Origin of the sequence: Fictibacillus barbaricus (assembly GCF_031457135.1) — a bacterium.
In the GTDB taxonomy this organism is placed as follows: Bacteria; Bacillota; Bacilli; order Bacillales; family Fictibacillaceae; genus Fictibacillus; species Fictibacillus barbaricus_A.
Window position 1 is genome coordinate 607,778 of record NZ_JAVDWA010000001.1, and the last position, 23,385, is coordinate 631,162.

The 23,385-nt window shown below is 37.6% G+C and carries 32 protein-coding genes; 22 read left to right on the forward strand and 10 right to left on the reverse strand.

What is annotated here, in order from left to right; genetic code table 11:
- Positions 1-251: 251 nt before the first annotated feature.
- Both cyoE and J2X07_RS03305 read right to left on the reverse strand, forming a co-directional pair.
- Positions 252-1,160, reverse strand: a complete 909-nt coding sequence (gene cyoE, locus J2X07_RS03300) for a heme o synthase (RefSeq protein WP_310256388.1) — start codon at positions 1,158-1,160, stop codon at positions 252-254.
- Positions 1,161-1,422: 262 nt separating this feature from the next.
- Positions 1,423-2,244, reverse strand: coding sequence for a hypothetical protein (locus J2X07_RS03305; protein ID WP_310256390.1), 822 nt, complete (start codon positions 2,242-2,244; stop codon positions 1,423-1,425).
- 545 nt (positions 2,245-2,789) lie between these two features.
- On the opposite strand from J2X07_RS03305, the gene J2X07_RS03310 reads away from it, so the two are divergent.
- Entirely contained in the window at positions 2,790-3,299 is a 510-nt protein-coding gene (locus J2X07_RS03310; RefSeq protein ID WP_310256392.1) for a competence protein ComK, read from the forward strand.
- Positions 3,300-3,339: 40 nt separating this feature from the next.
- Here the strand turns inward: J2X07_RS03310 and J2X07_RS03315 are convergent, their stop codons facing one another.
- Together J2X07_RS03315 and J2X07_RS03320 are read right to left on the reverse strand one after the other, a co-directional pair.
- Entirely contained in the window at positions 3,340-3,849 is a 510-nt protein-coding gene (locus J2X07_RS03315; RefSeq protein ID WP_310256394.1) for a hypothetical protein, read from the reverse strand.
- A 14-nt stretch (positions 3,850-3,863) separates the two neighbouring features.
- Positions 3,864-4,283, reverse strand: coding sequence for an NUDIX hydrolase (locus J2X07_RS03320; RefSeq protein WP_310256395.1), 420 nt, complete (start codon positions 4,281-4,283; stop codon positions 3,864-3,866).
- Positions 4,284-4,397: 114 nt separating this feature from the next.
- Between J2X07_RS03320 and J2X07_RS03325 the strand changes: the two genes are divergently transcribed.
- The 3 genes from J2X07_RS03325 to J2X07_RS03335 all read left to right on the forward strand — a co-directional run bounded on the left by J2X07_RS03325 (position 4,398) and on the right by J2X07_RS03335 (position 5,826).
- Positions 4,398-4,625 carry a hypothetical protein gene (locus J2X07_RS03325; protein ID WP_310256397.1) on the forward strand — a complete coding sequence of 76 codons (228 nt, stop codon included), beginning with the start codon at positions 4,398-4,400 and terminating at the stop codon, positions 4,623-4,625.
- A gap of 151 nt (positions 4,626-4,776) precedes the next feature.
- Positions 4,777-5,421, forward strand: coding sequence for a VC0807 family protein (locus J2X07_RS03330; RefSeq protein WP_310256399.1), 645 nt, complete (start codon positions 4,777-4,779; stop codon positions 5,419-5,421).
- 78 nt (positions 5,422-5,499) lie between these two features.
- Entirely contained in the window at positions 5,500-5,826 is a 327-nt protein-coding gene (locus J2X07_RS03335) for a hypothetical protein (RefSeq protein WP_310256400.1), read from the forward strand.
- A 38-nt stretch (positions 5,827-5,864) separates the two neighbouring features.
- On the opposite strand, the gene J2X07_RS03340 is transcribed toward J2X07_RS03335, so the two are convergent.
- A complete protein-coding gene (locus J2X07_RS03340) occupies positions 5,865-6,182 on the reverse strand; it encodes a hypothetical protein (RefSeq protein WP_310256401.1) in 318 nt (105 codons plus the stop codon).
- Between the two features lie 172 nt (positions 6,183-6,354).
- Here J2X07_RS03340 and J2X07_RS03345 point away from each other — a divergent pair, with 172 nt between their 5' ends.
- Positions 6,355-6,798, forward strand: coding sequence for a GNAT family N-acetyltransferase (locus J2X07_RS03345; RefSeq protein ID WP_310256402.1), 444 nt, complete (start codon positions 6,355-6,357; stop codon positions 6,796-6,798).
- A 59-nt stretch (positions 6,799-6,857) separates the two neighbouring features.
- On the forward strand, positions 6,858-7,100 hold the full coding sequence (locus J2X07_RS03350; RefSeq protein WP_310256404.1) for a zinc ribbon domain-containing protein: 243 nt from the start codon (positions 6,858-6,860) through the stop codon (positions 7,098-7,100).
- A 37-nt stretch (positions 7,101-7,137) separates the two neighbouring features.
- Here J2X07_RS03350 and J2X07_RS03355 read toward each other — a convergent pair whose 3' ends face one another.
- A complete protein-coding gene (locus tag J2X07_RS03355) occupies positions 7,138-7,527 on the reverse strand; it encodes a YkvA family protein (protein WP_310256406.1) in 390 nt (129 codons plus the stop codon).
- Between the two features lie 96 nt (positions 7,528-7,623).
- On the opposite strand from J2X07_RS03355, the gene J2X07_RS03360 reads away from it, so the two are divergent.
- From J2X07_RS03360 to J2X07_RS03385, 6 genes are read left to right on the forward strand one after another with little or no spacing between them, the layout of a single operon-like run.
- On the forward strand, positions 7,624-7,905 hold the full coding sequence (locus tag J2X07_RS03360; RefSeq protein ID WP_310256408.1) for a hypothetical protein: 282 nt from the start codon (positions 7,624-7,626) through the stop codon (positions 7,903-7,905).
- Positions 7,906-7,916: 11 nt separating this feature from the next.
- Positions 7,917-8,720, forward strand: coding sequence for a CPBP family intramembrane glutamic endopeptidase (locus tag J2X07_RS03365; RefSeq protein ID WP_310256410.1), 804 nt, complete (start codon positions 7,917-7,919; stop codon positions 8,718-8,720).
- 19 nt (positions 8,721-8,739) lie between these two features.
- Positions 8,740-9,249 carry a chloramphenicol phosphotransferase CPT family protein gene (locus tag J2X07_RS03370; protein WP_310256412.1) on the forward strand — a complete coding sequence of 170 codons (510 nt, stop codon included), beginning with the start codon at positions 8,740-8,742 and terminating at the stop codon, positions 9,247-9,249.
- A 17-nt stretch (positions 9,250-9,266) separates the two neighbouring features.
- Entirely contained in the window at positions 9,267-9,512 is a 246-nt protein-coding gene (locus tag J2X07_RS03375; protein WP_310256414.1) for a hypothetical protein, read from the forward strand.
- 10 nt (positions 9,513-9,522) lie between these two features.
- Positions 9,523-10,356 carry a DUF1835 domain-containing protein gene (locus J2X07_RS03380; RefSeq protein WP_310256417.1) on the forward strand — a complete coding sequence of 278 codons (834 nt, stop codon included), beginning with the start codon at positions 9,523-9,525 and terminating at the stop codon, positions 10,354-10,356.
- Positions 10,357-10,378: 22 nt separating this feature from the next.
- On the forward strand, positions 10,379-10,957 hold the full coding sequence (locus J2X07_RS03385; protein ID WP_396193560.1) for a GNAT family N-acetyltransferase: 579 nt from the start codon (positions 10,379-10,381) through the stop codon (positions 10,955-10,957).
- Here J2X07_RS03385 and J2X07_RS03390 read toward each other — a convergent pair.
- On the reverse strand, positions 10,954-11,838 hold the full coding sequence (locus tag J2X07_RS03390; RefSeq protein ID WP_310256419.1) for a nuclease-related domain-containing protein: 885 nt from the start codon (positions 11,836-11,838) through the stop codon (positions 10,954-10,956). The two genes, J2X07_RS03385 and J2X07_RS03390, sit on opposite strands and share 4 nt — an antisense overlap.
- A gap of 454 nt (positions 11,839-12,292) precedes the next feature.
- On the opposite strand from J2X07_RS03390, the gene J2X07_RS03395 reads away from it, so the two are divergent.
- The 5 genes from J2X07_RS03395 to J2X07_RS03415 all read left to right on the forward strand — a co-directional run bounded on the left by J2X07_RS03395 (position 12,293) and on the right by J2X07_RS03415 (position 14,835).
- The gene (locus J2X07_RS03395) at positions 12,293-12,451 is read left to right on the forward strand and encodes a hypothetical protein (RefSeq protein WP_310256421.1); all 159 of its coding nucleotides are present in this window, start codon (positions 12,293-12,295) and stop codon (positions 12,449-12,451) included.
- 98 nt (positions 12,452-12,549) lie between these two features.
- Complete coding sequence (locus tag J2X07_RS03400; protein ID WP_310256424.1) at positions 12,550-12,717, forward strand: DUF3934 family protein; 168 nt, start codon at positions 12,550-12,552, stop codon at positions 12,715-12,717.
- Between the two features lie 125 nt (positions 12,718-12,842).
- Positions 12,843-13,247, forward strand: coding sequence for a hypothetical protein (locus tag J2X07_RS03405; RefSeq protein WP_310256426.1), 405 nt, complete (start codon positions 12,843-12,845; stop codon positions 13,245-13,247).
- Between the two features lie 105 nt (positions 13,248-13,352).
- A complete protein-coding gene (locus tag J2X07_RS03410) occupies positions 13,353-14,078 on the forward strand; it encodes a hypothetical protein (protein ID WP_310256428.1) in 726 nt (241 codons plus the stop codon).
- A 1-nt stretch (position 14,079) separates the two neighbouring features.
- The gene (locus J2X07_RS03415; RefSeq protein ID WP_310256430.1) at positions 14,080-14,835 is read left to right on the forward strand and encodes a hypothetical protein; all 756 of its coding nucleotides are present in this window, start codon (positions 14,080-14,082) and stop codon (positions 14,833-14,835) included.
- Between the two features lie 55 nt (positions 14,836-14,890).
- On the opposite strand, the gene cphA is transcribed toward J2X07_RS03415, so the two are convergent.
- Positions 14,891-17,518, reverse strand: a complete 2,628-nt coding sequence (cphA, locus tag J2X07_RS03420) for a cyanophycin synthetase (RefSeq protein WP_310256432.1) — start codon at positions 17,516-17,518, stop codon at positions 14,891-14,893.
- A 16-nt stretch (positions 17,519-17,534) separates the two neighbouring features.
- On the reverse strand, positions 17,535-18,329 hold the full coding sequence (locus tag J2X07_RS03425; protein WP_310256434.1) for a cyanophycinase: 795 nt from the start codon (positions 18,327-18,329) through the stop codon (positions 17,535-17,537).
- Between the two features lie 281 nt (positions 18,330-18,610).
- Between J2X07_RS03425 and J2X07_RS03430 the strand changes: the two genes are divergently transcribed.
- The 4 genes from J2X07_RS03430 (at position 18,611) to J2X07_RS03445 (ending at position 20,698) form a co-directional block, all read left to right on the forward strand.
- Complete coding sequence (locus J2X07_RS03430) at positions 18,611-19,105, forward strand: competence protein ComK (protein ID WP_310256436.1); 495 nt, start codon at positions 18,611-18,613, stop codon at positions 19,103-19,105.
- A gap of 113 nt (positions 19,106-19,218) precedes the next feature.
- Complete coding sequence (locus tag J2X07_RS03435) at positions 19,219-19,539, forward strand: hypothetical protein (RefSeq protein ID WP_310256438.1); 321 nt, start codon at positions 19,219-19,221, stop codon at positions 19,537-19,539.
- A gap of 53 nt (positions 19,540-19,592) precedes the next feature.
- Complete coding sequence (locus tag J2X07_RS03440; protein ID WP_310256439.1) at positions 19,593-20,465, forward strand: alpha/beta fold hydrolase; 873 nt, start codon at positions 19,593-19,595, stop codon at positions 20,463-20,465.
- Between the two features lie 5 nt (positions 20,466-20,470).
- Positions 20,471-20,698, forward strand: coding sequence for a hypothetical protein (locus tag J2X07_RS03445; RefSeq protein WP_310256440.1), 228 nt, complete (start codon positions 20,471-20,473; stop codon positions 20,696-20,698).
- Positions 20,699-20,761: 63 nt separating this feature from the next.
- Here the strand turns inward: J2X07_RS03445 and J2X07_RS03450 are convergent, their stop codons facing one another.
- On the reverse strand, positions 20,762-21,943 hold the full coding sequence (locus tag J2X07_RS03450; protein WP_310256441.1) for a DHH family phosphoesterase: 1,182 nt from the start codon (positions 21,941-21,943) through the stop codon (positions 20,762-20,764).
- Positions 21,944-22,086: 143 nt separating this feature from the next.
- On the opposite strand from J2X07_RS03450, the gene J2X07_RS03455 reads away from it, so the two are divergent.
- The gene (locus tag J2X07_RS03455) at positions 22,087-23,373 is read left to right on the forward strand and encodes an MFS transporter (protein ID WP_310256442.1); all 1,287 of its coding nucleotides are present in this window, start codon (positions 22,087-22,089) and stop codon (positions 23,371-23,373) included.
- Positions 23,374-23,385 lie beyond the last annotated feature (12 nt).

Consider the following 23,385-nt stretch of genomic DNA (forward strand, 5'->3'; position numbering starts at 1 on the left):
CATCCAAAATTAAAGCCCCATATTTTAATAATATTATTTCTGTTTAATGACGTCTATCATTAAATGATTGTTAATTAAATATTTCATTGGTATAGATGTTTAATATAGTTAATTTACAAACATGGGGTGTAATCCAACAAACAAAGCTCCTAATCCAACAAACAAAGACCTTAGTCCAACAAACGTGATTCTAAAAAGGAAAAAGAGGCGGATCAAAAGTTTAAACTCTTTTGATTCAGCCTCTTCTTTAATTATTTTAAGAAATATATACCGACGAGTGAGTAAACAATTACGGTTGAGAACAAGATCGTCATATGGATCAGAGAGTAGATGAACAATAACTTTGCCCATTGCTCCGAATCCTTATTTTTTTTGTAGCCGTAGATACTAAGAACGAGCCAGCCAACATTCATCAGCAATGCCACCAATGTAAGTCCCAAGCTTAGCGGCAAGAAAAGAAAGCTGGTTAAGCTTAACAACACCAGATACACATTGGTTTGCGTGTAAGTTCGTTGAACACCCTTTACGACTGGCAGCATCGGAATTTTTGCAGCTTTATATTCATCATGACGTCTGATTGCAATCGCATAAAAATGCGGCATCTGCCAAATGACCTGGATGATGAATAGTGCAGCAACAGCGGGATGTGCAATACTGCCTACCATTGCAGCCCACCCGATAACGGGAGGCATCGCACCTGAAATACTTCCTACTTCCGTGTTGTAGATTGTTCTTCTTTTCGTCCACATCGTATAAGGAACGACATAAAAGAAAAGTCCGAGAAAACCTAACAATCCAGCGAGTGGAGTAGTAAAGGCAAGAGCAACGATTCCAATGACGGCCATCAAAATAGCCAACCATAATGCCGCTTTTGCGTTCATTTCGCCAGTAACGGTTGGTCTGCTTTTTGTTCTTTCCATAATGGCATCGATATCGCGGTCATATAAATTATTAAATGTTCCCGCAGAACCGATCACTAAGATCGTACCGATTAAGGCAAGTAAGATGTCGAGCATTTTATCGGCCGGATTAATATCGTACGTATATAATGCCAGCGTCAATCCTGCGAACATCGGAACGAGATTTGATTTAATGATTCCCGTTTTCACCGTCTGTCCGAGAATAGCTGACGTTTTTTGTTTTTGAATACCTGTATCCATACTAATTGACACCATCTTCATTTTATTCGTCTCACTATCATAACCAATTCATTGTAATCTTAATTCTTTCTCTCTTCAAATAATAAAACGTTAGAAAGCATATTAGGCAGGGATTTTATGAACATTTTGTGATAGATTGCACAAACTTTAATGAAACTTCTAATTATGAATAGACCTTATGAATAAAGCTGACAACGAGATTCCCCGTTTATTAATCTGCAATAAAAGAAAAACCGATCTCATCACGAGGTCGGTTCTCTTTTTATTCAAACATCGCCGCTATTATTAACGCGCTCATCGGATCGTTAAATTGGTCCAGCGTATATACGGTTGTGCCATTCTGCCAAAGGATTCTGTTATCCATACCTGTAGCATCCACATGCACGTATCCATGAGGTTTTGGAATTGGCAGTGTGTGTGTTTCTAAGTATTCCACTGCATCCCTTGATAATTGCTCACCATCCTCTGATCTCGAAGTCTGGGTATGACTTGTGAGAGACCACCGGCCTTCGTTCCAGCTAATCCACAGTGAACCTGCGCCAGCATCCTGATACCCGATAATGTTATGTCCAAGGTCGATTTTCTGACCGCCGATTTTACTGAAGTCCTGATAGGCAATTTGTTCGTCAGCTTCTTTTTCCGAGTTGTATTTATGAACAGTCAATCTGACTAGAGGAACTGCTTCACTGTTCTTCTTCTTAAGTTTTTCATTGTTGATAGGAATCGGTTTAGTGCTTGTAAAAAACATCACTTGAAAGCTGGAAGGGTCAGATTTTGTGGTCGCTGTTAGGTGTTCATCCATTTTTAAAGGAAGCTTTTTGGGTAGTACAATCGGAATTTGTGTATGGCTCTGATTTTTGATGGCCGCTAATACTTCTTCTTCGGTTAAGTCAGCATCATTATTGCTTTGCTGATCTTGATTTTCTTTGGAATTATCGTTTTGTTCTTGTTTCGATTCATTCGCTTTATCAACTTCTTTATTGTCAATCTGTTCGCTTTTCTGAGGTGCATCTTTTTCTGCGGAGCACGCGTTTACGAGCAAGAGCGCAGCAACGGCTGAGCATATATATGTGATCCTCTTCATTACGCATCCCTCATTTTGATTTAATAATGTATTTTTTCCCTTTGTTAAAAATATAAAACGGTACTTGGAGATATGTCTAATTTTAGAAAATCAAAAAATAGGAATCACATAAAAACTGTACTGTTTAGGAAAGCAAGGGTGCATCTAGGGGAGGGATCGAAAATTGTTTTTGGAATAACTTACTGATGAAAGTATAAGTCAGTTAAAGATAACAATACGGACGTTTAACTTGTCCAAGCACTCATCGGAGTCAGTAATGGTTTACAAAAGAAAACATGAATTGAGTTAGAAATTGCTCTAATTATAAAGGAAAATCTACTGAGAAGTGCTCTTTTGAATGAAGAAAAAAGTCGATTCGTAGAATTTTCTGAATATTTTTGCGAATTATTGTAGACTAGTAAAAATTTACATGGTAAGATATTACTACATAGTAAATAAATGTAGGTATTATATACTATGAATATTAAATAGGAGGGTAGATGTAGTGATGGTTATTTCACTATGTGTAAGAGAATTTAATCATATGATTTTAAAGGAGCGAGTTGATGACTTTTAAAATGAAACACGAAAAAGTTAAGAGTTATATTATTAACCCAGATACGATGGCGATTGTGCCATTTATAAATGAATTTGGACGAGTTTGTGCAGAAATTTATGAACGTGATGCCATCCTGCTTGTTGAACAAAAACCAATCCGTGTAATTAAGGACAGCTGTTATTTTTATGGAGGGTCATGGGAAGGCAAAAAAGAAGCAGCACGAAAAAATTTGGGTTTTATTCATTTTGCACCGATCATGATTGATTCCAAGCTTAACCTCTATTTTTTCCCGATTGAATCACCACGAAATGACACCTGCATTTGGCTGTCACAACCACACATCGACACCGTAGATAAAATTGGATTAAAACATTCAACTGTTATCTTTTCTAACGGGATAGACTTACCCCTTAATTGCACACGTGGGTCTCTGCTTTCTAAACTCCATCGCGCAGCTCAATACCGAAGTGTTCTAAACGATAGAACGAAACAAAGGGAACAACGATCCCTTACATAGTAAAAGCGCCTGATGCGATAATGTCATCAGGCGTTCATTGTTATATATCAAATATCTCATGTGCTTTATCTGCTCTCATTCGGTTATGAGAAAGTTTGAAAAGCCGCTCCATAAATAATTCAACGTCGTTTGATTTTAATGGAACTGGGACTTGAACGTTCAGGGAACCGAAAGTCTGTTTGAAATAAGATTTTCGCACATCGTTCTTTCCATCCCTTTTTAATGGGTTGTAAGTCCATGTAAGATGAGGGACGTCATTGATTATGGCTATACGTTGAATTTCTGCGACAGTCGTTGATTTGTTTTGTGTATAGATGACAAGGTAAAAGTTATCATTTCGATGCCAGTCGATGAATAGGAAGTGATAACCGTTTTCTTCAGGAATGGATACTGAAAACGCCGCGAGAACTGTTTTTCTTTTTGTCCATTGGTGAAAGCTAGGAAGTTCATCGTTTATTAGTGGCAGCTTCTGCACTTCGTATTTTAAAGATGGCTGTTTCATCCATTCAACCATTACTTTGATGATTAAATTTGCTTGTTCTTTTTCCAAATTGAAACACCTCGCTAAATTGCTTGTGTCGAAAAAAAGTGATTTTTTTTAAGATCAGCCATGATGTGTGAAGGGAGGTACTGGCGAAGTTCCGCTGAAGTTACCCACCTATAATCAGAGTGTTCATGGGAAATCATGACGTTATCGGATTCGCTTTTGCATATGTATTTTAATAAGATTACTTTCCTGGAAGGGGTGGTCTGGAAGGATGTTGCATATAAAAGTTTGTCAACGGTAATGTCTAATCCCGATTCTTCTTTTGTTTCCCGGATAAGAGCAGCTTCCAATTCTTCCTCAAACTCAACCTTCCCACCAACGAATTCCCACGTACTTGCGCCAAACTCATCGTCATCGGAACGTTTAAAAATGAGCATTTTTCCATTATGAAAAATAATTCCTTTTACAACAACGTCCATTATTTCTGCAGCTATCATAACTATCACTCTTTCAATTTTATGGAAAACAATACAGTTTAATAGTATCATAATCATAAAAAGGTACTATAATAAAACAGCAATTATTATTTAATAAAAAGGGAGAGAAAGAAAATGGCAAAAACAAAGGCGAGGAAGCTCAGAGAAAAATTAGTTCGAGAGGGAAAACGAAATCCTGATTCGAATAGAAGTACATTCTCGAACGCAGACATATACAAAATGATGACGTCCAAGAAAACGAAAACAAAGAAAGACAAATTGAATCAGGTGAAACATAAAGAGCGATTACAGGCAGCTGACTACAGCGGCAGTGGTAATGGCTCTTATTTATTGGCAGGTTAATTTCAATCTAAAAGTCGATGGTAATCCTACTAAAGTAATTAGATACATAAGTGGAGAGAGCTTAGTTTTTCTGAATTGTATTTTCCATTATATGGTATAATCGATATACACTTATTGTAGTTCACGATTTAGGAAGGAAGTTGAGTATATCTTGCATAAAAACATTGTTGTTTGGGATTTGATTTGCTATGTAATATTCCCTTTACTTATTTGGAATTTTTCTAGAGATTATATAAGTGACTATTATGCCATGCTGATTTCTTCAGTACCCGGAATCATCTACTCGATTATCCGGTTCATCTTATTAAAGAAAATTAACTTACTTGGTATTTTTATGATTGCGAATCTTTCATTAGGAACTTTAATTGATGTTTTGTCGGGTTCAGCGATTCGAATGCTCTGGAATAATGTGTTTTTTTCTTACGCTTTCGCCTTGTTCTTTATCATTACAATTATGATGAACAAGCCTATTTACTTATTTTTTTCACTCGATGTAGTGGAGATGCAAGGTCATAATCGGGACAAGATGAAAAAGTTGTTTTACCAGTCTAAAACGTTGACCATATTTAAACTCATCACTCTTGGCTTTGCTTTTAGAGAAGTACTTTTAGCCTCAATAAAAGTTTGGCTTATTATGAAATATGGTGTGGATGCTTTTGATAAGGGGATCATTCTTCGGCAAGTACTAAATTGGACGATTACGGGGATCTCCATATACGGATTTATTCACATCTCAAAAATGCTTAACGAGTCGAAACCAAACGAGAAGCCTAATGACCCATTCATTCAAAAGTAACGGAGAAGTTGAACTTTTCTCACCCTCACTTCATATGATGATTGGGTAAACGTTTATGTTTAGACTGGAGTGAGACAGTTGAGTAAAGATAGATTCCCTTTTATTGTATCTGAACAATTTGAAACGCCATCTACTACGGACGGTTCAGGGAACTTCCAATTTATCCCTTCTAACAATCGGGGGACGGTAATTGGCATAATCGGAGCTGCAGTTTCTACTGTAGGAGACGCATTGCAAACAATTGGTGCAATCATCCAGCTGAACACGGATATCAATGCCGACTTTCAAGATCAGGTTGATGATTTTAAGTCTGACCAAGAAAAAGATAAGGTGCAAAAACAAATAGATGATCTTACAGAAACCGTGAAAAAACTAGAGCGGATGATAAGGAATAATCAGAAATAAAGAAAAGATAACTCCTGAAACAGAAGTTATCTTTTTTATTAATCTTCTTTTATTTCACTTACATTCTCAATCTTTTCTACAAACATTTTAAAAACGCTGCGTTTTTCTTCGAGCTTTTTGATCGTTTCTTTCAGTTCATTGTATTTTACTTCAAATGGTTTTTGATACGTCGATTTGATATTATTGATGATTTCTTCATTTATCGTTGATTGAATCACTTGTTTCGTAATACCAAATTTATAAGAATAAAGCTGAAGTTCACTTTTTACTCTTTCATACTCCTCATCTAATTCATTCTTTTGCTTGGCGATTTCCTCTTTCCACTCAAGGAGAGCATCTTTCACATAAGGCTCCATCTTTTTCCTCCTTTAAAACAGTTCACAATAACTCATGATCGTTTATGTACTCATTAAACTATTAATATTCAAACGCTCATTTATGGGGGTTGATTTTTCTCGTTGACTAAATTTTTCCATAATTTTATGATTAGATTACCGGCATATATTGGGAAAAGGGTGACATATATTAATGATCGAAACGAGCAGACTGAAAATCCTTCCTGTTGATCAACAAATAGTTAACAAGCTTTCACCAGAGGATTATGAAATTCACGGTTTTATCAAAAAATATTTAGAGAACTTAAAAGAGGATGCTAGTCTTCTAGGATGGGGAGTTTGGTTTGTGATTGAAAAAGAGTCTGGCAGAATTATCGGTGATATTGGTTTTAAAGGTAAGCCTGATAATAACTTGGTGGAAATAGGGTATGGCATCATTCCATCCGCTCAAAATAAGGGCTATGCAACAGAATCCGTTCAGAGCATCATTGAGTGGGCTTTTGCCTCTGCTGACGTACATAAAGTAACCGCAGAATGCTTGGCGGACAACACAGCCTCCATTAAAGTTTTAGAAAAATTAAATATGAAACAAACCGGTCGTGAAGGCGATATGTTGAAGTGGGAATTGGTGAATTAACCCTTTTATTGGAAACTTTTGCAGCATAAACGCGTATTTCAATCAAGGAGATGATGTTGTTGAGTAAAGTTGAAGAAGCCATTCGAAGTAAATTTAAGTGTACAAAATGTGGTCATTCTCAGTGCAGAACTAAGGAACTTGCAATGACGGGATCTGGATTAAGCAAGCTGCTGGATATTCAGCATAATCATTTTTTGTTCGTTTCTTGCGCGCATTGCGGTTATGTAGAAGTGTATGATCCGAATGTCTTAGAAGGCAAAAAAGGTCAATTAAGTTCAGTTTTAGATATTTTGTTTGGCTGATGATGAAAAGAGCTGTTGATATCGCAGCTCTTTTTTCTTACCTTAAATAGCCAAGGATTATACGACCTATCCAAACTGTGAATAAAATCCAAATGAAGATAAATAAAATGCCAACAAACCAATTTTTCGGCTTTCCGTTCATTTTCAATTGTTCCGCCATTTCACGATTTTCCTCAATCACAATAGGAGGGATTAATTTTAAAGCAAGAGAGATGCCGAGTGGAACAATAATAAGGTCGTCCAGATACCCTAAAACAGGAATAAAGTCTGGTATCAAGTCGATCGGACTGAAGGCATAAGCTACCACACAGATTGCTGCAGCTTTTGCATGCCAAGGAGTTCTTTGATCTTTGTATGAGAGATAAAGAACAAATAACTCTTGTTTTAACTTCTTTGCATAATTTTTTAATCGATCTAATGCAACCATCACTAGCCTCCATTTTCTTTTGATTATAAATAAGAATTAGGTCGGCGTAAAACAAATAAGTAATTTTAGAAAATAAGAAAAGAGGGCTGACATCTTATGACCGGATATTTTTTGTTCATTTTAATTGCATTCTTCAGTTTCAGCCTATTAAGTACAATTATTAAATCGATTTTAAAAAGAAATTGGATCCTTCTTCATACCACGTTTAATGAGGAAAATTACTTTCGAATTACTGGAAAACTAAAAGAAGCGGGTGTGAATTATAGAACGGAAATCCCTGTAAATGTACGTGCCCGGAACTTTAATGAGAACAAGCAGTTCGATATTTATGTAAAAAAAGAAGAAGAATATAAAGCAGCTTCAGCACTGCGAATATGAGGATGTAAACAATGAAAAAGCTAATATTTGGTTTAGTCGGTTTCTTACTACTGGATTTCTATTTTAATGTTACGACTCATTTGATCTCGAACACCGTCATACAGTTTTTATGTATATTGCTGTTCTTTCCTTTGGCTTCCTATATCGCAAAGCTCAATGGACTACCAGGACTTCAAGGAATTGGTTTAGCTAAAACTCAAAATTCACGCAAGTATTTCTTGATCAGCTTGTTTATTGGATTTAGTGTGTGGACGCTTTTGTACATAACCTATTGGAGCTTTGGAAAGTTTGAAATCACGGGCGTCCAAACAGGATGGAATGCAGGTTGGATCTTACTTCAAGTTCTAGCTGGATTTTTTCTAGGTTCATTTATTAACGACCTCATCACACGCGGATTTGTAATGAATCTATTAAAAGGGAAGATGCCTCCGATCGTGATCATGAGCATCAGCATTATTATTTATGCACTGGACGATTTTTGGAACGGTGACTTATCACTTATGAATTTTATTTTTTCATTCGTGTTAGGCTGTTCCCTTACATATGCATTTTATAAAACAGGAACCATTTGGGCTGATACTGGTCTACATTTTGGATTGAATATCGCTTATGGATTGTTGTATGGACTCATCGGAAAACCAGGTGGAGGAATCATTCTCATTTCTAAAGGTGAAATCAATCCGTTTATAAATAATACGATCGTGCTGATGATGACGTCCCTGTTGTTTGTAATCGTGTATTTTTATTATCGGAGGAAGGGACAAGTTGCAGCTGAAACACAAATTCAGGGTCATTTCACTCTGAATTCAAAATAATGAATATGAGAGGGAATGTATGAGTAAAGGAAGAATTATTTTATTAAACGGTGTCTCCAGTTCTGGAAAATCTACATTATCCAAAAAATTAGTAGAAAAGCTTCCTGATTATTTTCACCTAAGCATCGATGATTTTGATTGTGTCATTGAAAAGATGGAAAATCGGGATCAAAACAAGTTAATTCCGGTTCCGACAGAGTATTTTTTTCATCGATCAATAGCCATGTTTTCTAATAAAGGAGTTAATCTCGTTGTCGATCAAGTCATGCATGATCGGTTTACATTGGATGACTGTCTAGAAACATTGAATAAATACCCCGTCTTTTTTGTCGGCGTGCACTGTCCTCTTGAGGAGTTGGAAAGAAGAGAAGCTGTAAGGGGAGATCGTGTAATTGGGCAAGCAAAGAATCAATTAACATTTGTTCATCAGCAAAATGAAAGATACGACATCAACGTAGATACTTACCAAGTTGGAATTGAGAATTGTGTTGATAAAATAATGGAAAGATTAGCTGCTGTAAATCAATAACTGCGGTGGGGGACGGGATGGGCCAAATTGACAAACGGAAAAGGCTAGAAGAAGAGATTTTTACTTATCGCTTAACGAAGAATAATACGGTGTTTATTGATTACAAAGGAAAACAAGTAATGATTTTAAAAGGTAAAGAAGCTGAGAAAATTATGAGCAGGATAAATTCAGCGAACAGTGAAAAAGAAGTTCAGCTTATCCTTGCCAAAGTGACCGGTAACTTTAAACGAGGAAACGAACGGTCTAATTCTAATAAATCGTAAAGGAGTCAACATGAACGTACATATTTTGTTTGGTGAATCTCCAGCTGGATGCATGAAATGGATGCTAAAGGAAAGCCGGCAAGAGGATGTTAATAGAGTTATAGGATTTGCTGACTTGTTTTCTGTTGGCCCGCTTCGCGATTTAGAGAATAAAGCAGGTGTGATAAAACGAGCATATTGGCTGAATAAACTGAATTTGGCTGATGAGTTCTTTGATAAAGATTATGTGGTGAATTTTCAACAAGCACTTCAAGAGATTGAGGAGATTGCTGAAGATGAAATAATCACGATCTGGACAGCTGATAATGCACATGAACAAACCGGCTTACGATTTGTAATGAAGCTGCTTCAACACAAAAATAATGAAATACGCGTGATTAATTCAAATGAAAGCTTTGATTTGTATTGTAAAGAGCCGGATATTTTTTATGATTCCTTACGAACAGGTGAGATATCACCAGAAAATATGAAGATAATCATGGAAAAGACAAAACAGGATGAAAGTCTTTCAGAGCAAATGAAGCAAACTCTTATTGATGAGTGGGCGGAATTAAATCAAACAAATGAGATTCTGCGCATTTGGGAAGATCACCAGATTAAGAGTGTAGAAAGCGATTATTTTGATTCGTTTATTGTGAAAATGGCTAAACGCATACATGGAAAACGGGCTGGAGAATTTATGAAGGCAGCACGATTGATCGGAACCGTTATCGGCCATATGACACAATATACCGGAGATGCTTTTATTCAACATCGCCTGATTCATTTGATCAAAAAGGGGACATTTGAGTACAAAGGAACACTAAACAGTATGAGAAATTATAGTGTTCGTCTCGTTGAATAGACAGAAGAAAAGGAGAATGAGGATGGAAAAAGTAATTGATATAACCGAACTCATGGAAAAGAAATTACAAGCTGAAAACATTTATATTCGGTTAATAAAGCCAGAAGATGCTGAAGAGATGCTTGAACTTCAGTTGCTAAATCGTACCTTCTTTCAACAGTTTGCAATGGAACGGGATGAAAAATTTTATACGCTAGATGGACAGCGTGACCGGTTGGAAAGGCTAGTAACTTACGCATTAGACGATACCGATTATTATTTTGGCATCTTCACCTGTGGAGATAACAAACTCATTGGATCAATCAACCTGTTTTCAGTCATGCGCGGCTCCATACAGAGTGCTTTTGTTGGTTACTTTTTGGATAAAAAGCAAAATGGAAAAGGCTATACAACCGAAGCCGTTAAACTCATTGTGAAGTATGCGTTTGATGAACTGAAACTGCATCGAGTTGAAGCTGGTGTCATGCCTCATAATCTTGGTTCCATACGAGTACTGGAAAAAGCGGGATTTGAAAAAGAAGGACTCGCACGAAAGAATGTGAAAATCAACGGCAAGTGGGAAGACCACCAGCAGATGGCAATCGTGAATCCAAATGACTAACTGTTTAAAAGGGAGTCTAGGTGGTAGGTTCGTGAACGAGTAGTACCGGTATAAGTAAGTTTAAGCGAGTTGAGAAGATAGTGGGATTGATCTCTTGTAGATAAATTCAAAAAGTTTTTACATTCTTGATTACTTATTTGAGTGGATATTAATAAAGCATAATCTTTTAGAGCTTGAATTTGAGCAGTTTTTGAGATGCTAAAACAACTAGTACATTTCCAACTTGTTGCCACGCGATTCATAATGTTCGTGGAATCGCACTTCGAACATAAAACTCCACGGATTAGCTCGTTATGTTGAATACCAAAATGTTTGTATATATCCGGATTATATGGTTCATCTAACTTATATAGTATTTTGCTTATTTTCTTCATTTCTTTAAATGTCAGGATGTTTTCTTTGTAATTATTATTAAATTCTTCATATTTATTTTGAAGTTTAGGACTCTTAATCACAATTTTTAATGCCTCTTTGTAAGTGGGTGAACTTTCTACAAATGATTTGGGATTACTAATTACTACTAAAGGTTCAATTGGAATAATGGGGAGTTTATATTTGTTTAGAATATGTGTTAAATGGAATAATTGTCTTTTGACCTGTAGGATGGGATCTTCAAAAATATCTTTTTTTCCATTTAGTGTACGTACTAATTGTCCAAATTTGTCATCAAAATATAAATGGCCAGCATAATTTTTGATTTCTAAAATCATGAAAAACTTGGATGTAATTATTAACGTATCGATTTGAAAGTGATAGCCTATATGAAATATGCGGACATTGTAGACAAATATTATATCTTTTTTTGGCAAATATCTATAGAAGTACTTTAACGATCGTTCTCCAAAGAATCCAGAGTTCCATTTTGCAAGTTGTTCTTCCATATTGAACCTCTGAGGGTGGAATGGTGAGATTCTTCTAAGTAATGCCTCTAATTTTTGGATAATTATTGGTAGATTTGGTTGTTTTTTGATAAAAAAACCTCCTTGTAAAGTTTATTTAGATTCTAATTCGTTTTTAGAAGTATATCAAAACTAGAAATTAAGCAATTCTAAGTTTTTGAGAGTTCAATTCAGGAATTTATATAACTAATCCTGGAAAAATCGATATTAATCCTGGAAAAAATTCAGATAATCCTGGAAAAAATAATAATAATCCAGGAATTTGTATCTGAGTAATAAACAATAGGCTGGTGCCAATATGAACCTATAACACCGCACTATCAACTACCTCTTTACTAAACGTGATCATGAAAGAAAGCTGAGTGAATTGCTGACTTTCATTACCATCGTGTGCGTGCTTCACTTAACGAACTTCGCTTATCGCTGGAATTTCCTAATGATTTTAGGCAGTTTCTTAATTATTGCATTTATTCTTTATCACATATTAGATCGTATTTTCCGTTTTATACTCGGGAAACGTAATATCGAAGTTCGAATCGGTGCCTATCTACTGGGAGCTGCTGTCATCGCAACGTTCACCACATTCGTAAATTAATATCCAGGATTCACCCCGTTTTCTGCCCGAATGTAGTATAATTCAATCTAAATGCTTAATAATGATACAGAGCAATAGAACGTTCATGGAGTGATAAGATGAGTAAAGCAAAAGGCAAGGGCGGAACAGGCAGAGGAACAGGGAAAAAAGGCTGGAACCGGTGGAAAACGAGCAGCAAGAAAAAAGGACCAAAACCATATGTAAGTAAAGGGACGAAAAAACCAGAAAATCAAAAAGAAAACAACAATGATGAATTAACAAAATAATATAGGAAACTGACTCGAACGATTATTAAAAAATAATCTACAGATGAGTTGGTTTTTTTATTTGAAGAATAATTATCCCCGCTGCGCAATAAGATTTAATATCAATTCGTATCGGGGGACGAGCTATGGCTAACCAAATAGATTACACGATATCAGAGGATCTGGTGATTAAATACAACAAGCTAAACGACAAAAAGAAAGAAATCGAAAAAGAATTAGATGAGCTCAAAAAAGTCTTTCACATTTATTTCGATAGTATGGTCGGCAAAAATGAAAAAGGCGAAGTAACCGTCAATAACTACAAGCTGCAGCGCCAAATCAGGAAATCGGAAAAATTTAATGATGAAAAGACCGTTCAAAAATTAGAACAACTAAACATGAATGATCTCATCCAGCTTGTTAAAAAACCAGATGAGGAAAAAGTGAAATCAGCTCTCACACTAGGGTTTTTAAAGGAAGAAGATTTAGAAGGGTGCCTCATCAAAAGTGCATCCCAAGCAATCGTAGTGAAAGAAATTCATAAAAAATAATGGTGAATCGGGCATTACTTTAAAAAAGTAATGTCTTTTTTGTTTCCGATATACCGCAAAGTTAATCATTGGTATAATATTCCTTATTGAGGTTTGATAAAGGCGGTGTTTTTTATTATCCATTTTGTTTACGATTACAACTTAGCATCTTTAATAACAGTGGCTATTGCTTGGATCTGTATCGGAATTCTTACGTATCATATCTATAAAAAGCAAAAGATAAAGCCAAAAATCTGGAAGGTTTTCATTATACTTGCTGTTGGTTTTGTTTCATTTTCCTTTGATATTAATATGCTGCATACCAAGGTGAAGATTCCGATCATACCGCTTGGAGTTTGGCTTCTTTATCTTTATTTCAGAAAAAAAGAAGTTCGGTGGCAAATGTATCGTCGTTTTGCATGGATCGGATTTTTTGCAAATTTTATATTCCTAGCATCAACTTTGGCATCAGTTCCGATTTATAACGCGATGTATCCTGAAAATGAGCTTTCTACATATTTGGCAAAGGTAAAGAACCCGGCCATCATTCAACTTCATCCGTCTGCTAAAAATGATAGCCTCAATGGAAACTTCGTTAAAATCATTAAACAAATGAAGCCAGCAGAGATGCATAGTGATGAGTGGTTCAACGGAACGGTCACGATGAAAATGAAACAGAAAGACCGAAAAGAAAAATTTCCTTATCAGCTGACAGGTGTAGTACCAGAATGGGGAAGTGACATAGAACCCCTCATATACATGGAAAAAGACGGTAAGGGGTTACTGATTACCTCACACCATAAACAATACTATTTCCGCTCTAATCAATCCTTGCTGAAAGGAGAAAATTAGAATGAAAAAGAAACACTATCTGTTTAGCATTCTTGGAATAATTTTAATTTTAACGACTGCACTATTAATCTATAGGACTTACTTTTCACAACCTGAACCGTTTCTTTCCAATAAACAAATTATTAACAACATCAATTATTTCTTACCCGGAGATCCAGCAAATAAAGTTCAAGATGTTCTTCAAGTAGATTCACATCATTTCTTTGTTCCATTTATAACAAAAGTAGGGCATTACGGCACAAGCTATTGGGTATGGAAAAAACATGAGTGGAAGATACAATATGCCGCGAATAGCGGAGAACCCCGTTTGTGGCAGATTGATCTCAAAGATCCTTCGACATTCTGTATCGTATGGAGTCTTAATCCAATAGAAGAAGTGAGTAATATTGATTTTTATTTATCGCAGGACAGGGACTATTCAATTAACAATGGGACCGAACACTATTATTCTCCTAAAGTGCAGATGAAAAAAAGAGTGGAGGTCAATCAAAAATCATACGGTATACTCAAGCTCCCAAATGAGTGGAGTACCGTAATCGAATCTGTTGTAAAAGCAAAAACAGAAGGGCAACCAAGTCTATTCACAGAAATCAATCTCAATCAGAAAATGTATTTTGGCTGGGTTCCATATGATAGCTCGAGTAAAGTAGCTACTCCAGGTTCAAAAGATGATTATGCTGGTTATGGATATTCGAACGGTAACAAAAATTTAGAGTATGTCCGGTATTTAAATGAATCCGAGCTCGAATCAGAATAAAACTACAAAAAAACAGTGCAACTCTCAAATAAGAGAGACTGCACTGTTTTTTCTTTTATTTTGCTTTTTGTAAAATCGATTCAGATTCAGTGTTCTTCATTTTTTCCAGGAAGCTTTCAATAGAAGTGTAATCGTCATAAAGGAAGACGATGATGTCACCTGGCTGTGAACGCTCCCAAGCTTGAGACATGGCTTCAAGCTCTTTCGGATATACATGAACATCCGGTTGCCCTTGTGACTCTTTTAGTCCTTCGTAAAGAAAATGAACGGTTTCTCCAGGCATTCGGCCGCGTAAGTTCAAATCTTCTTTAATAATAAAAATATCAGAGTGATTGCCGAAAATACGGCCCATCTCTTTGATCGTATTGTCTTTTCTGTCGCCAGCAGCTGAACCAACTGTGATGACGCGTCCTTTTTTCAGATGATCAACCGTTTCGAATAAGGCTCTTAACCCAGCTGGATTGTGCGCGTAATCTACAACAATCGTGCGGTCTTGAATGTCTACAAGGTTGAAACGTCCTCGGTTCTGAGTTTCAGTCGGCATAAATGTAATGACTTTGCTGCGCAGCTCGGATAATTGATGTCCTAAAGAATGAGCAGCAGCCAAAGCGGCGAGTACGTTTGCAATATTATGGCGGGCAGCACCGTTAATTGTTAACGGAATGTGAGAAACAGGCAAGAACCGTTCTGTCTTACCACTTTCGCTGAACATCACCCAATCGTTTTCCAAGTACCACACTTTAGACCCGCTTTTCAAAGCATCCTGAACAACTGGATTCATAAGCGACAGTGAAAAATAGACGACTTTACCGTTCGTATGCTCTGCCATATCCACACATAATGGATCATCGGCGTTCAATACACATGTTCCTTCTGGAAGAACTACTTCAGGAACTGTTTGCTTCAGTTTTTTCAGATCGTCTAATGTTTCAACACCATTCAAACCAAGGTGATCTTCGCTGACGTTCGTTACGATCCCGACATCACAATAACGGAAAGCAAGGCCTTCACGCAGCATGCCGCCCCTTGCCGTTTCCAGAACAGCAGCATCAACACCAGGATGTGATAAAACCTTGCGAGCGCTCTTTGGACCGCTGCAATCACCTGCATCCAACTGATGATCGCCTACCCACACGCCGTCAGAACACGTCAAGCCAACCGTCACATTATCTTTTTTCAGCAAGTGTGAAACCAAGCGGGAAGTCGTTGTCTTTCCGTTTGTTCCTGTAACTGCAACGATCGGTATAGCGGCTTCTTCACGCGAAGAGAACAAATAGTCTACGATTGCCCCGCCTGCATCACGGCTTTTTCCTCTCGATGGATAGAGGTGCATACGAATGCCGGGAGCTGCGTTTACTTCAAGGATGGCCGCTTCTCCATTAATAAAAGGAGCCGTTACATCTGTAGAAAGGATATCAATTCCTGCAATATCTAATCCGACTGCTGCTGCCGCTTCAATCGCCATTTTACGATAGTGAGGATGAACTTCATCCGTTACATCAATAGCAGATCCTCCAGTCGAAAGGTTCGCGTTTCCGAGAACGGCCAGTGCTTGTCCTTTTTTAAGAACGGACTCAAGCGAAAAACCGCCTTTTTCGAGATGCACAACCGTTCGTTCATCAAGCGGAATCTTCGTCATCGCTTTTTCGTGTCCCTCACCGCGCAGCGGGTTTTGGTTTTCCTCTTCAATTAATTCAGCGATCGTTCGGCGTCCATCTCCAATCACGATGGGAGGGAGGCGCAGGCTAGCTGCAACGAGTTCACCATTTACGACAAAAAAGCGATAGTCGTTTCCAGCATAATAACGTTCGATAATATACTGCGTTCCTTCGCTATATACACAGCGAAATGCTGTAATTAAATCTTCATCATTCCGTATGTCTGTTACGATGTTCTGGCCTTGACGTCCGTTTAGCGGCTTGATGACCAATGGATAGCCAATTCTTTCTGCTGACTGCAGAAGATCTAACTCATTTGAAACAACATCTCCAGAAGGAACGGGAAGGCCTGCACTTTTTAAAAGTGTTTTTGTCATGTCTTTATCACACGAATTTTCCACAGCCAGATATGAAGACTGGGATGAAATCGTAGCTTGAACAGACTTTTGCTTTCTGCCAGTTCCGAGCCGCAGGATGCTGTTCGTTCCAATTCTTTCCACAGGGATTTTCCGTGCACGAGCCGCTTGATAGATCGCGTCTGTACTCGGCCCTAATTTGTGCAGATGATATAGGTCAGACGTATGCTGGATGTACGATCCTGCACTGATTTCATTGCCTTCTAATATGGCCGTTACGATTTCAAGGGCTGCCTCAAATGCGTAGAAGCCTGACTTCGGTTCTACATAATCATACGTTACGAAATAAATCCCTTTTCGTTCGCTCGTAATTGTCTTGCCTCGTTTCACCTTAATTCCTGCAAGGTGCTGAATTTCAAGAGCGATGTGCTCTAGAATATGACCTATCCATGTGCCTTCGTAAAGCCTTTCAACAAATCCTCCCGCATAGCCTCTCGAACACGTATGCGTGTGAAGGGTAGGGATGACTTGCAATAATTTATCAGCAAAATTCGGGAGCAGGTTAGAAGGTTTTTCTTCAAATTCTTCTATATCAAGTTCAATCCATATCGTCGGCTTGAAACTGTAAAGGTTGGGTCCGGTTAAATAATTGACGCGATTGATTTTCATTTTATAGGTTCGCTCCTTAAGAGATGATCATTTCTCGTGTGTGTAAATTGAAAACCGCGCCCGCACCAAGTGTATGGAAGCGGATATCGGATATGGTCATGTTACCTTTGTTTTCAGCGATATCAATATAAGTTGAAGTCTTGCCATCAAAAATGCTCACGTTATATTCGCCGATCACTTCAAACTGTTCACCTTCATTGTGTACCCAGATGGCTGTGTTTTCATCGATACCGATGCCAATGATCTGAGGATTTAAAGCTATGGCCCGCATAAGACGGCTAAAACGATCGCGCTGTGAAAAATGCTGGTCAATAATAACGTCTTCTAAAAATCCAAAACCTGAACCCATTTCAAGGACCGAAATTTCTTCTTTTTCAAAAAGCTTAGAAGAGATAATCATCAATCTGCTCATGACAGCAGCACCGGCACTTGTTCCGCCGATGATCAATCCGTTGTTCCATTGTTTGTGGAGATGTTTATAAAAGGATGTTCCACCGAGTATGCTTGTTAGTCTAAGCTGGTCTCCGCCAGTCATGAATAATCCTGACAAGGAAGAAAGCTGTTCAGGCAGAGAAGAATCTTCCGCTTTTTCACGTGAATCCAAATGGAAAAGTATCGGCTTAATTCCGTGTAATGATTTAAATAGTTTTTCATATTCGCTGCCTACTTCTTCTGGTAACCCTGTAGCTGTTGTCAAAATTCCGATTGGGCCTTGACGGTTTCTGCATAAAGCTGCGAACCTGGACAGAATTAATTTATTTTCGCTTTTGTCTTCATTACCGCCAATGATCAGCAGATCACCTTTTGCCATTTTTCATCCGCCTCTTTGCTAAAGTTTGTAAGCTACAAAAATAGGTCGAAAATCTTACTCCTTTTTTCGCCATGTTATCTATACCACTATTAAACCAGTTTGAAACCATTTTGAGGAAATTATTTACTTATTTTTCGCAGTAATAAAAATATTGTAAAAATAACTGGTATATTGTCAGAATAGTTAGTATAATTTACCTATTCGATTGATTATTTTATTATCATTCACGATTTGAAAGGAGGGTTGTGAAAAGCGCAAACAAAAATAAGGAGGATGAATAAATGGAAAAAACAATACTTCTCAGTTCCTACGAAATTAATACGAGCACAATGGCTCTTCTACCCTTTTATAATGAGTATGGGAATGTAAATACAGAAGTACTCGAAATTGAAAAGAATGAACGGATTGACATCAGTCCTATCAAAATTATCAACGAAAGCTGTCTATTTTTCGGCTCCAGTTACGAAGGCAGGCGAGAAGCCGTTCGCCGATCCATGGGTTATGTGAGCTTGTCCCCAATCATGATAAACCTCGAGCTTGGCATTTTCTTTTTTCCTGTAGAATCTCCTAAAAATGAAACATGTATCTGGTTATCTCAATCACACGTACAGCGTATTGAATCGGTAGACTCCGACACATGCAGCGTCCACTTCAAAAACACCGCAAACTTGATTTTACCCCAGTCAAAATATGCACTTGAGGCTAAACTATTCCGAACCGCACAATATCGATATATCCTGACAGAACGGATCAGCGAAAGAACACCTAGATATTAATTTTATAATGTGAAAAATGCGCTCGGTGCAGAATAATGCACGGGCGTTTTGTAATTTATGGAACTTTTTTCCTTGGGAATCGTATAAAATAATATAAATGGGGAGGGAATACATTGGGGAAATTTGTTTCTTGCTTACTGACTTTGATTGTATTAGTCGGGATTAACTTTGGACTAGCAAAATTAATATCCTGGCAATTTATTGACCTATCCGTATTTGTTGGATTAGCGATGACCCTAATCATCAGGTATTTTACATCAACTGGAGGAATGTCTTCAAACCTTGTTCGTATGCAAGCCCAAGCGGTTACAGGAATTAAAGTAGAGGAAACGAAATCGACATTTAAACCAACATATGCTTATTACACATCGCTTTCTTACACGATCGCATCTGCAATCGCAATCTTCATTTATTATAAAGATTATTTTATTTGAGTGTTCGCGAAAGAATAAAATGATAAATCAAAATCAGAAAGAATGTGTGTTAGGTGAGACACGTTGAGGAGTTTCGAATAGAAGGAAAGATAGTCGAATATTCAATAGTTGGGCAAGGTGAGCCTATCCTTATCTTACATGGTGGGCATTCCAATTGTTATGAGGAATTTGGTTATGCAGAATTAATGAAAGCCGATTATCAATTAATTACTCCATCTCGTCCAGGTTACGGAAAAACTTCTCCAGAATGGGGCAGTGATCTAGATGCTGCAAGTAATGCGTATATAAAATTATTGGATCATTTAGGCATTGGAAAAATTCATGTGATTGCGATTTCAGCTGGAGGTCCAAGCGGTTTGCAACTTGCTGCTTCCTATCCAGAGCGGGTAAAAAGTTTAATTCTTCAATCAGCAGTTACAAAAGAGTGGCTAACACCAAAGGATAAAGAATACAAGGCAGCCCACCTGATATTTCGCCCGAGTACCGAAAAACACGTGTGGAAGATGATTGGATTTATGAGTAATCAATTTCCTAGATTCATCTTCAAGCAAATGCTTTCTTCCTTTAGCCATATGAAAGCAAGTGAGATTTGGAATCATATAAACGATCATGACCTTGATGCATTTCGTAAAATGAATAATCGCCAGCGATCGGGTTCAGGATTTTTAATGGATATTAAACAAACAAATCAAATAAAGCATTTTCAACTAAAATCTATAAAAAGTCCGGTCCTAATCATGCATAGTAAAAATGATGCTGCTGTTCCTATTGAACATGCTTATTTTGCTAAAGAGAATATTCCTAATGCACAGTTAGCGCTTTTAGATACATGGGGTCATCTGATCTGGATGGGAAAAGGATCATCCGAGACGACACGCAAAGTTATTGATTTTTTAAAACATAAGACGTTGATGGTAGGGGATTAAACGTAATGAAGTATTTCGGTCAAGGATGGCTAGTTATTCTCGGTGGAATTATTTTGCTTTTTGCCTCTGCGTCCTTATTTGGTGACAGTACAGTAATGGTTCCAGCCATCATTATCATATATTTATGTGCGGTCATTACGGGCTGCACATTTATGATTGTTGATGCCATTAAGGGAATAAATGAAACTAAAGAACGTAAAGAACAAAAGAGTATTAAACATCTGGATTATTGAGCAAATACAGAGGGGAAGGGAAATGAAAAACGCCCAGACCAATTTGCCTGAGCGTTTTCGGTATTAGTGATTACTCGCCTCGTCATCACGCATGAGCCATCCATCAAAATGGCGTTTCACGTAATTTTCAGCTGATTTAAAACTATCGAATGTTTCTTCTACTGGATGTGTTTTATGTGTGATCAGCCACGTTTCTCCGTCTTCAGAAAAAATCTTTGAAACTTCTTGGTATTTGTTCACGTACAAGCTGCCATCCGGATTTTCTTTCACGTTTTGCTCGTTCTTCGGTGGGTCAATTCTGCGTGCCTGTTCTTTGAATGCAGCAACTACAAATTTTTCAAATGCTTCAGGAGTCATCGTTCCGCCAGAGGCTTTTGGATGACCACCACCACCGTATTGTTTCGCATAAATCGAGCAATCTACTTCGTCATGAATCGTACGTAAACCGATTCGTTTGTTTGCGATATTTAGAATCACGATTAAATCCAAATGAGGATTTTCGCGATTAATTTCATTCCCGAGCTCAGAATGATAACGTTCAGCGTGCAATACACCAATCTTATACGTTTTCTCCTCAGAACCTTCACCTAAGGACCACGTATCCCAAATTTCTACCATTTGACGCTGTTTTTTCTTAATGTAGTCAGAGATGTTTGCTTCTTCTAAATCAAGAATCGTCGTTTCTGTTTCAGAAAATTCGAAGCTATCCCCTTTTAAGCGTTCCATGATCCGCTCTTCAAACTGATCAGGAGGGAGGATGAAGAATAAATCATTCAAGCGTTTTGCTTCGGCCTTCTCATCAAACCATTCCCACGTGTCATAAAGTCTCACTAACTCGACATATTCTTGAAGAGCGCCTGTTTGTTTCAATTTTCCGTTCTCTACTAAATATTCATAGAATAGAGAAGTTGCACATGTAAGACGATCATCGTCATAACGAACTTGTACATGCCCCCAGTCAAAACCGTTGAAATGCAAAGCTGTTGTATGGTGGTCGATCAATTTGACCTTACCGCCTGCGTTAGAGCGTTCGTCTAAACGCATCATTAACTCTTCATTAACAGCAATATCTGTAATAATAATTTCTGTTTTTCGTTCTTTCGGATTATCTAACAGCATTTCTACGCGATCGTTAATCGTTCCATGTGAACAATACGATATTTTGCAGTTGTCTCCAAAAGCTAGCTGCGCCAAATAGCCGCAAGATTTTCCGTCTAAATCATTATGTGAAAATAAATGAATCATGTCAGTATCCTCTCTATTTTGCTCTCTGTCTAGAGTATCGTCATAATGCCGAAAGTTCAACCTAAAAAAACATTTACAAAAGCTGGAATTAGGTAGAAAATGGTAAGTGGAGTGTGAAAGTTCTTAGTACTGGGGGTTAGTTTATGAAAGATTTTCTGAAAATATTTCAGAATCGAAATTTTACCAAGCTGTTTTTTGCAGGATTTACTTCTACGATGGGCAGCATCATTGGTGTTACTGCGTTCATGTTTTATTTGCTCGATAAATTTGGAGAACAGCCTATATATGCGACCATGGCAGAACTGATGTATTCACTGCCAACTTTAGCTGTCTTTTTTATTGTAGGTGTTTTGGCAGATCGAATGGATCGTCAAAAGATTGCTTTATATTGTGACTGGCTCTGTGCAGCGCTAAGTCTGGCATTGATGGGAGCGATCTGGCTGGACTGGATGCCGCTCGTGTTTGCGATTCTGTTCTTGCGAAGCGCAGTCGGAAAGTTCTTTTTCCCGGCCGATCAGGCGATGGTACAAGGGATTTTATCGAAAGACGAATATGCCATTTCAGCAGGGCTTAATCAAATGGTAGGAAGTATGTTCATGCTGTTCGGCAACATGATTGCTATTTTTATTTATTGGTCTGTTGGTATTCAAGGAGCAATTGCTTTTGATCTCGTTACATACATCATCTCTGCATTGTTGATCACGAGCATGAAAATAAAAGAAGATGTTCGTTTGCCAAACGGAAATCATAAGTTTAAAGATATTAAAGTCGGAATGGTATGGAAAGACTTTGCTGGTGGCTTTGCCTATATTAAAAGCTCAAAATTATTGCTCTCTCTGATTCTTGGCTTTTTCATGTTCGGTGTTGTAAATGGCGGATTGTCTGTAATGCCAGCCTTTATCATGAAATACAAATTAGCACCGGATAATTATGAACAAATGATGATTTGGATGGGAATTGTCTTTGGGATTTCAGTTCTTGTTGGAAGTGTTCTTTGTTCGATGGCTGCCAAAAAGATAAAGCTTTCCACTGCTATCATATGGGGCCTTTTCGGAGGCGGGCTTAGTCTTGCGGCATGTGCCTTAGCAGAAAATGTTTGGGTGTTCTTGGGAATTACAGCCATCACCGGACTATCAATCCCACTCGTTAATATCGGGATCGGCGGGTGGCTGCCTAAAATTGTAGACCCTAAAATGATGGGAAGGGTGCAAGGCTGGATTACACCATTAATGATGCTGTCACAAACAGTTACGCTTATGTTAATAGGATTGTTCTTCCCAAAAATTTTAACTGTTGAGTCACTGTTTTATGTAGTTGGCGGTTCGCTGGTAATCGTAGGTTTGTTTTATATGATGACATTACCGAAATATGAAAAAGAAGAAATAGATGCAGAGAAAAAAGTTGCAGCAGCTGAAAAAATCCCAGTATAAAAAGGAGTTTTG

Bases quoted from the DNA above. Each gene is read 5' to 3' on its own strand.
- cyoE (WP_310256388.1), bottom strand. From the start codon at position 1,160: ATGGATACAGGTATTCAAAAACAAAAAACGTCAGCTATTCTCGGACAG.
- J2X07_RS03305 (WP_310256390.1), bottom strand. From the start codon at position 2,244: ATGAAGAGGATCACATATATATGCTCAGCCGTTGCTGCGCTCTTGCTC.
- J2X07_RS03310 (WP_310256392.1), top strand. From the start codon at position 2,790: ATGACTTTTAAAATGAAACACGAAAAAGTTAAGAGTTATATTATTAAC.
- J2X07_RS03320 (WP_310256395.1), bottom strand. From the start codon at position 4,283: ATGATAGCTGCAGAAATAATGGACGTTGTTGTAAAAGGAATTATTTTT.
- J2X07_RS03325 (WP_310256397.1), top strand. From the start codon at position 4,398: ATGGCAAAAACAAAGGCGAGGAAGCTCAGAGAAAAATTAGTTCGAGAG.
- J2X07_RS03340 (WP_310256401.1), bottom strand. From the start codon at position 6,182: ATGGAGCCTTATGTGAAAGATGCTCTCCTTGAGTGGAAAGAGGAAATC.
- J2X07_RS03345 (WP_310256402.1), top strand. From the start codon at position 6,355: ATGATCGAAACGAGCAGACTGAAAATCCTTCCTGTTGATCAACAAATA.
- J2X07_RS03355 (WP_310256406.1), bottom strand. From the start codon at position 7,527: ATGGTTGCATTAGATCGATTAAAAAATTATGCAAAGAAGTTAAAACAA.
- J2X07_RS03360 (WP_310256408.1), top strand. From the start codon at position 7,624: ATGACCGGATATTTTTTGTTCATTTTAATTGCATTCTTCAGTTTCAGC.
- J2X07_RS03365 (WP_310256410.1), top strand. From the start codon at position 7,917: ATGAAAAAGCTAATATTTGGTTTAGTCGGTTTCTTACTACTGGATTTC.
- J2X07_RS03370 (WP_310256412.1), top strand. From the start codon at position 8,740: ATGAGTAAAGGAAGAATTATTTTATTAAACGGTGTCTCCAGTTCTGGA.
- J2X07_RS03375 (WP_310256414.1), top strand. From the start codon at position 9,267: ATGGGCCAAATTGACAAACGGAAAAGGCTAGAAGAAGAGATTTTTACT.
- J2X07_RS03380 (WP_310256417.1), top strand. From the start codon at position 9,523: ATGAACGTACATATTTTGTTTGGTGAATCTCCAGCTGGATGCATGAAA.
- J2X07_RS03385 (WP_396193560.1), top strand. From the start codon at position 10,379: ATGGAAAAAGTAATTGATATAACCGAACTCATGGAAAAGAAATTACAA.
- J2X07_RS03390 (WP_310256419.1), bottom strand. From the start codon at position 11,838: ATGGAAGAACAACTTGCAAAATGGAACTCTGGATTCTTTGGAGAACGA.
- J2X07_RS03395 (WP_310256421.1), top strand. From the start codon at position 12,293: ATGATTTTAGGCAGTTTCTTAATTATTGCATTTATTCTTTATCACATA.
- J2X07_RS03400 (WP_310256424.1), top strand. From the start codon at position 12,550: ATGAGTAAAGCAAAAGGCAAGGGCGGAACAGGCAGAGGAACAGGGAAA.
- J2X07_RS03405 (WP_310256426.1), top strand. From the start codon at position 12,843: ATGGCTAACCAAATAGATTACACGATATCAGAGGATCTGGTGATTAAA.
- J2X07_RS03415 (WP_310256430.1), top strand. From the start codon at position 14,080: ATGAAAAAGAAACACTATCTGTTTAGCATTCTTGGAATAATTTTAATT.
- cphA (WP_310256432.1), bottom strand. From the start codon at position 17,518: ATGAAAATCAATCGCGTCAATTATTTAACCGGACCCAACCTTTACAGT.
- J2X07_RS03425 (WP_310256434.1), bottom strand. From the start codon at position 18,329: ATGGCAAAAGGTGATCTGCTGATCATTGGCGGTAATGAAGACAAAAGC.
- J2X07_RS03430 (WP_310256436.1), top strand. From the start codon at position 18,611: ATGGAAAAAACAATACTTCTCAGTTCCTACGAAATTAATACGAGCACA.
- J2X07_RS03445 (WP_310256440.1), top strand. From the start codon at position 20,471: ATGAAGTATTTCGGTCAAGGATGGCTAGTTATTCTCGGTGGAATTATT.
- J2X07_RS03450 (WP_310256441.1), bottom strand. From the start codon at position 21,943: ATGATTCATTTATTTTCACATAATGATTTAGACGGAAAATCTTGCGGC.
- J2X07_RS03455 (WP_310256442.1), top strand. From the start codon at position 22,087: ATGAAAGATTTTCTGAAAATATTTCAGAATCGAAATTTTACCAAGCTG.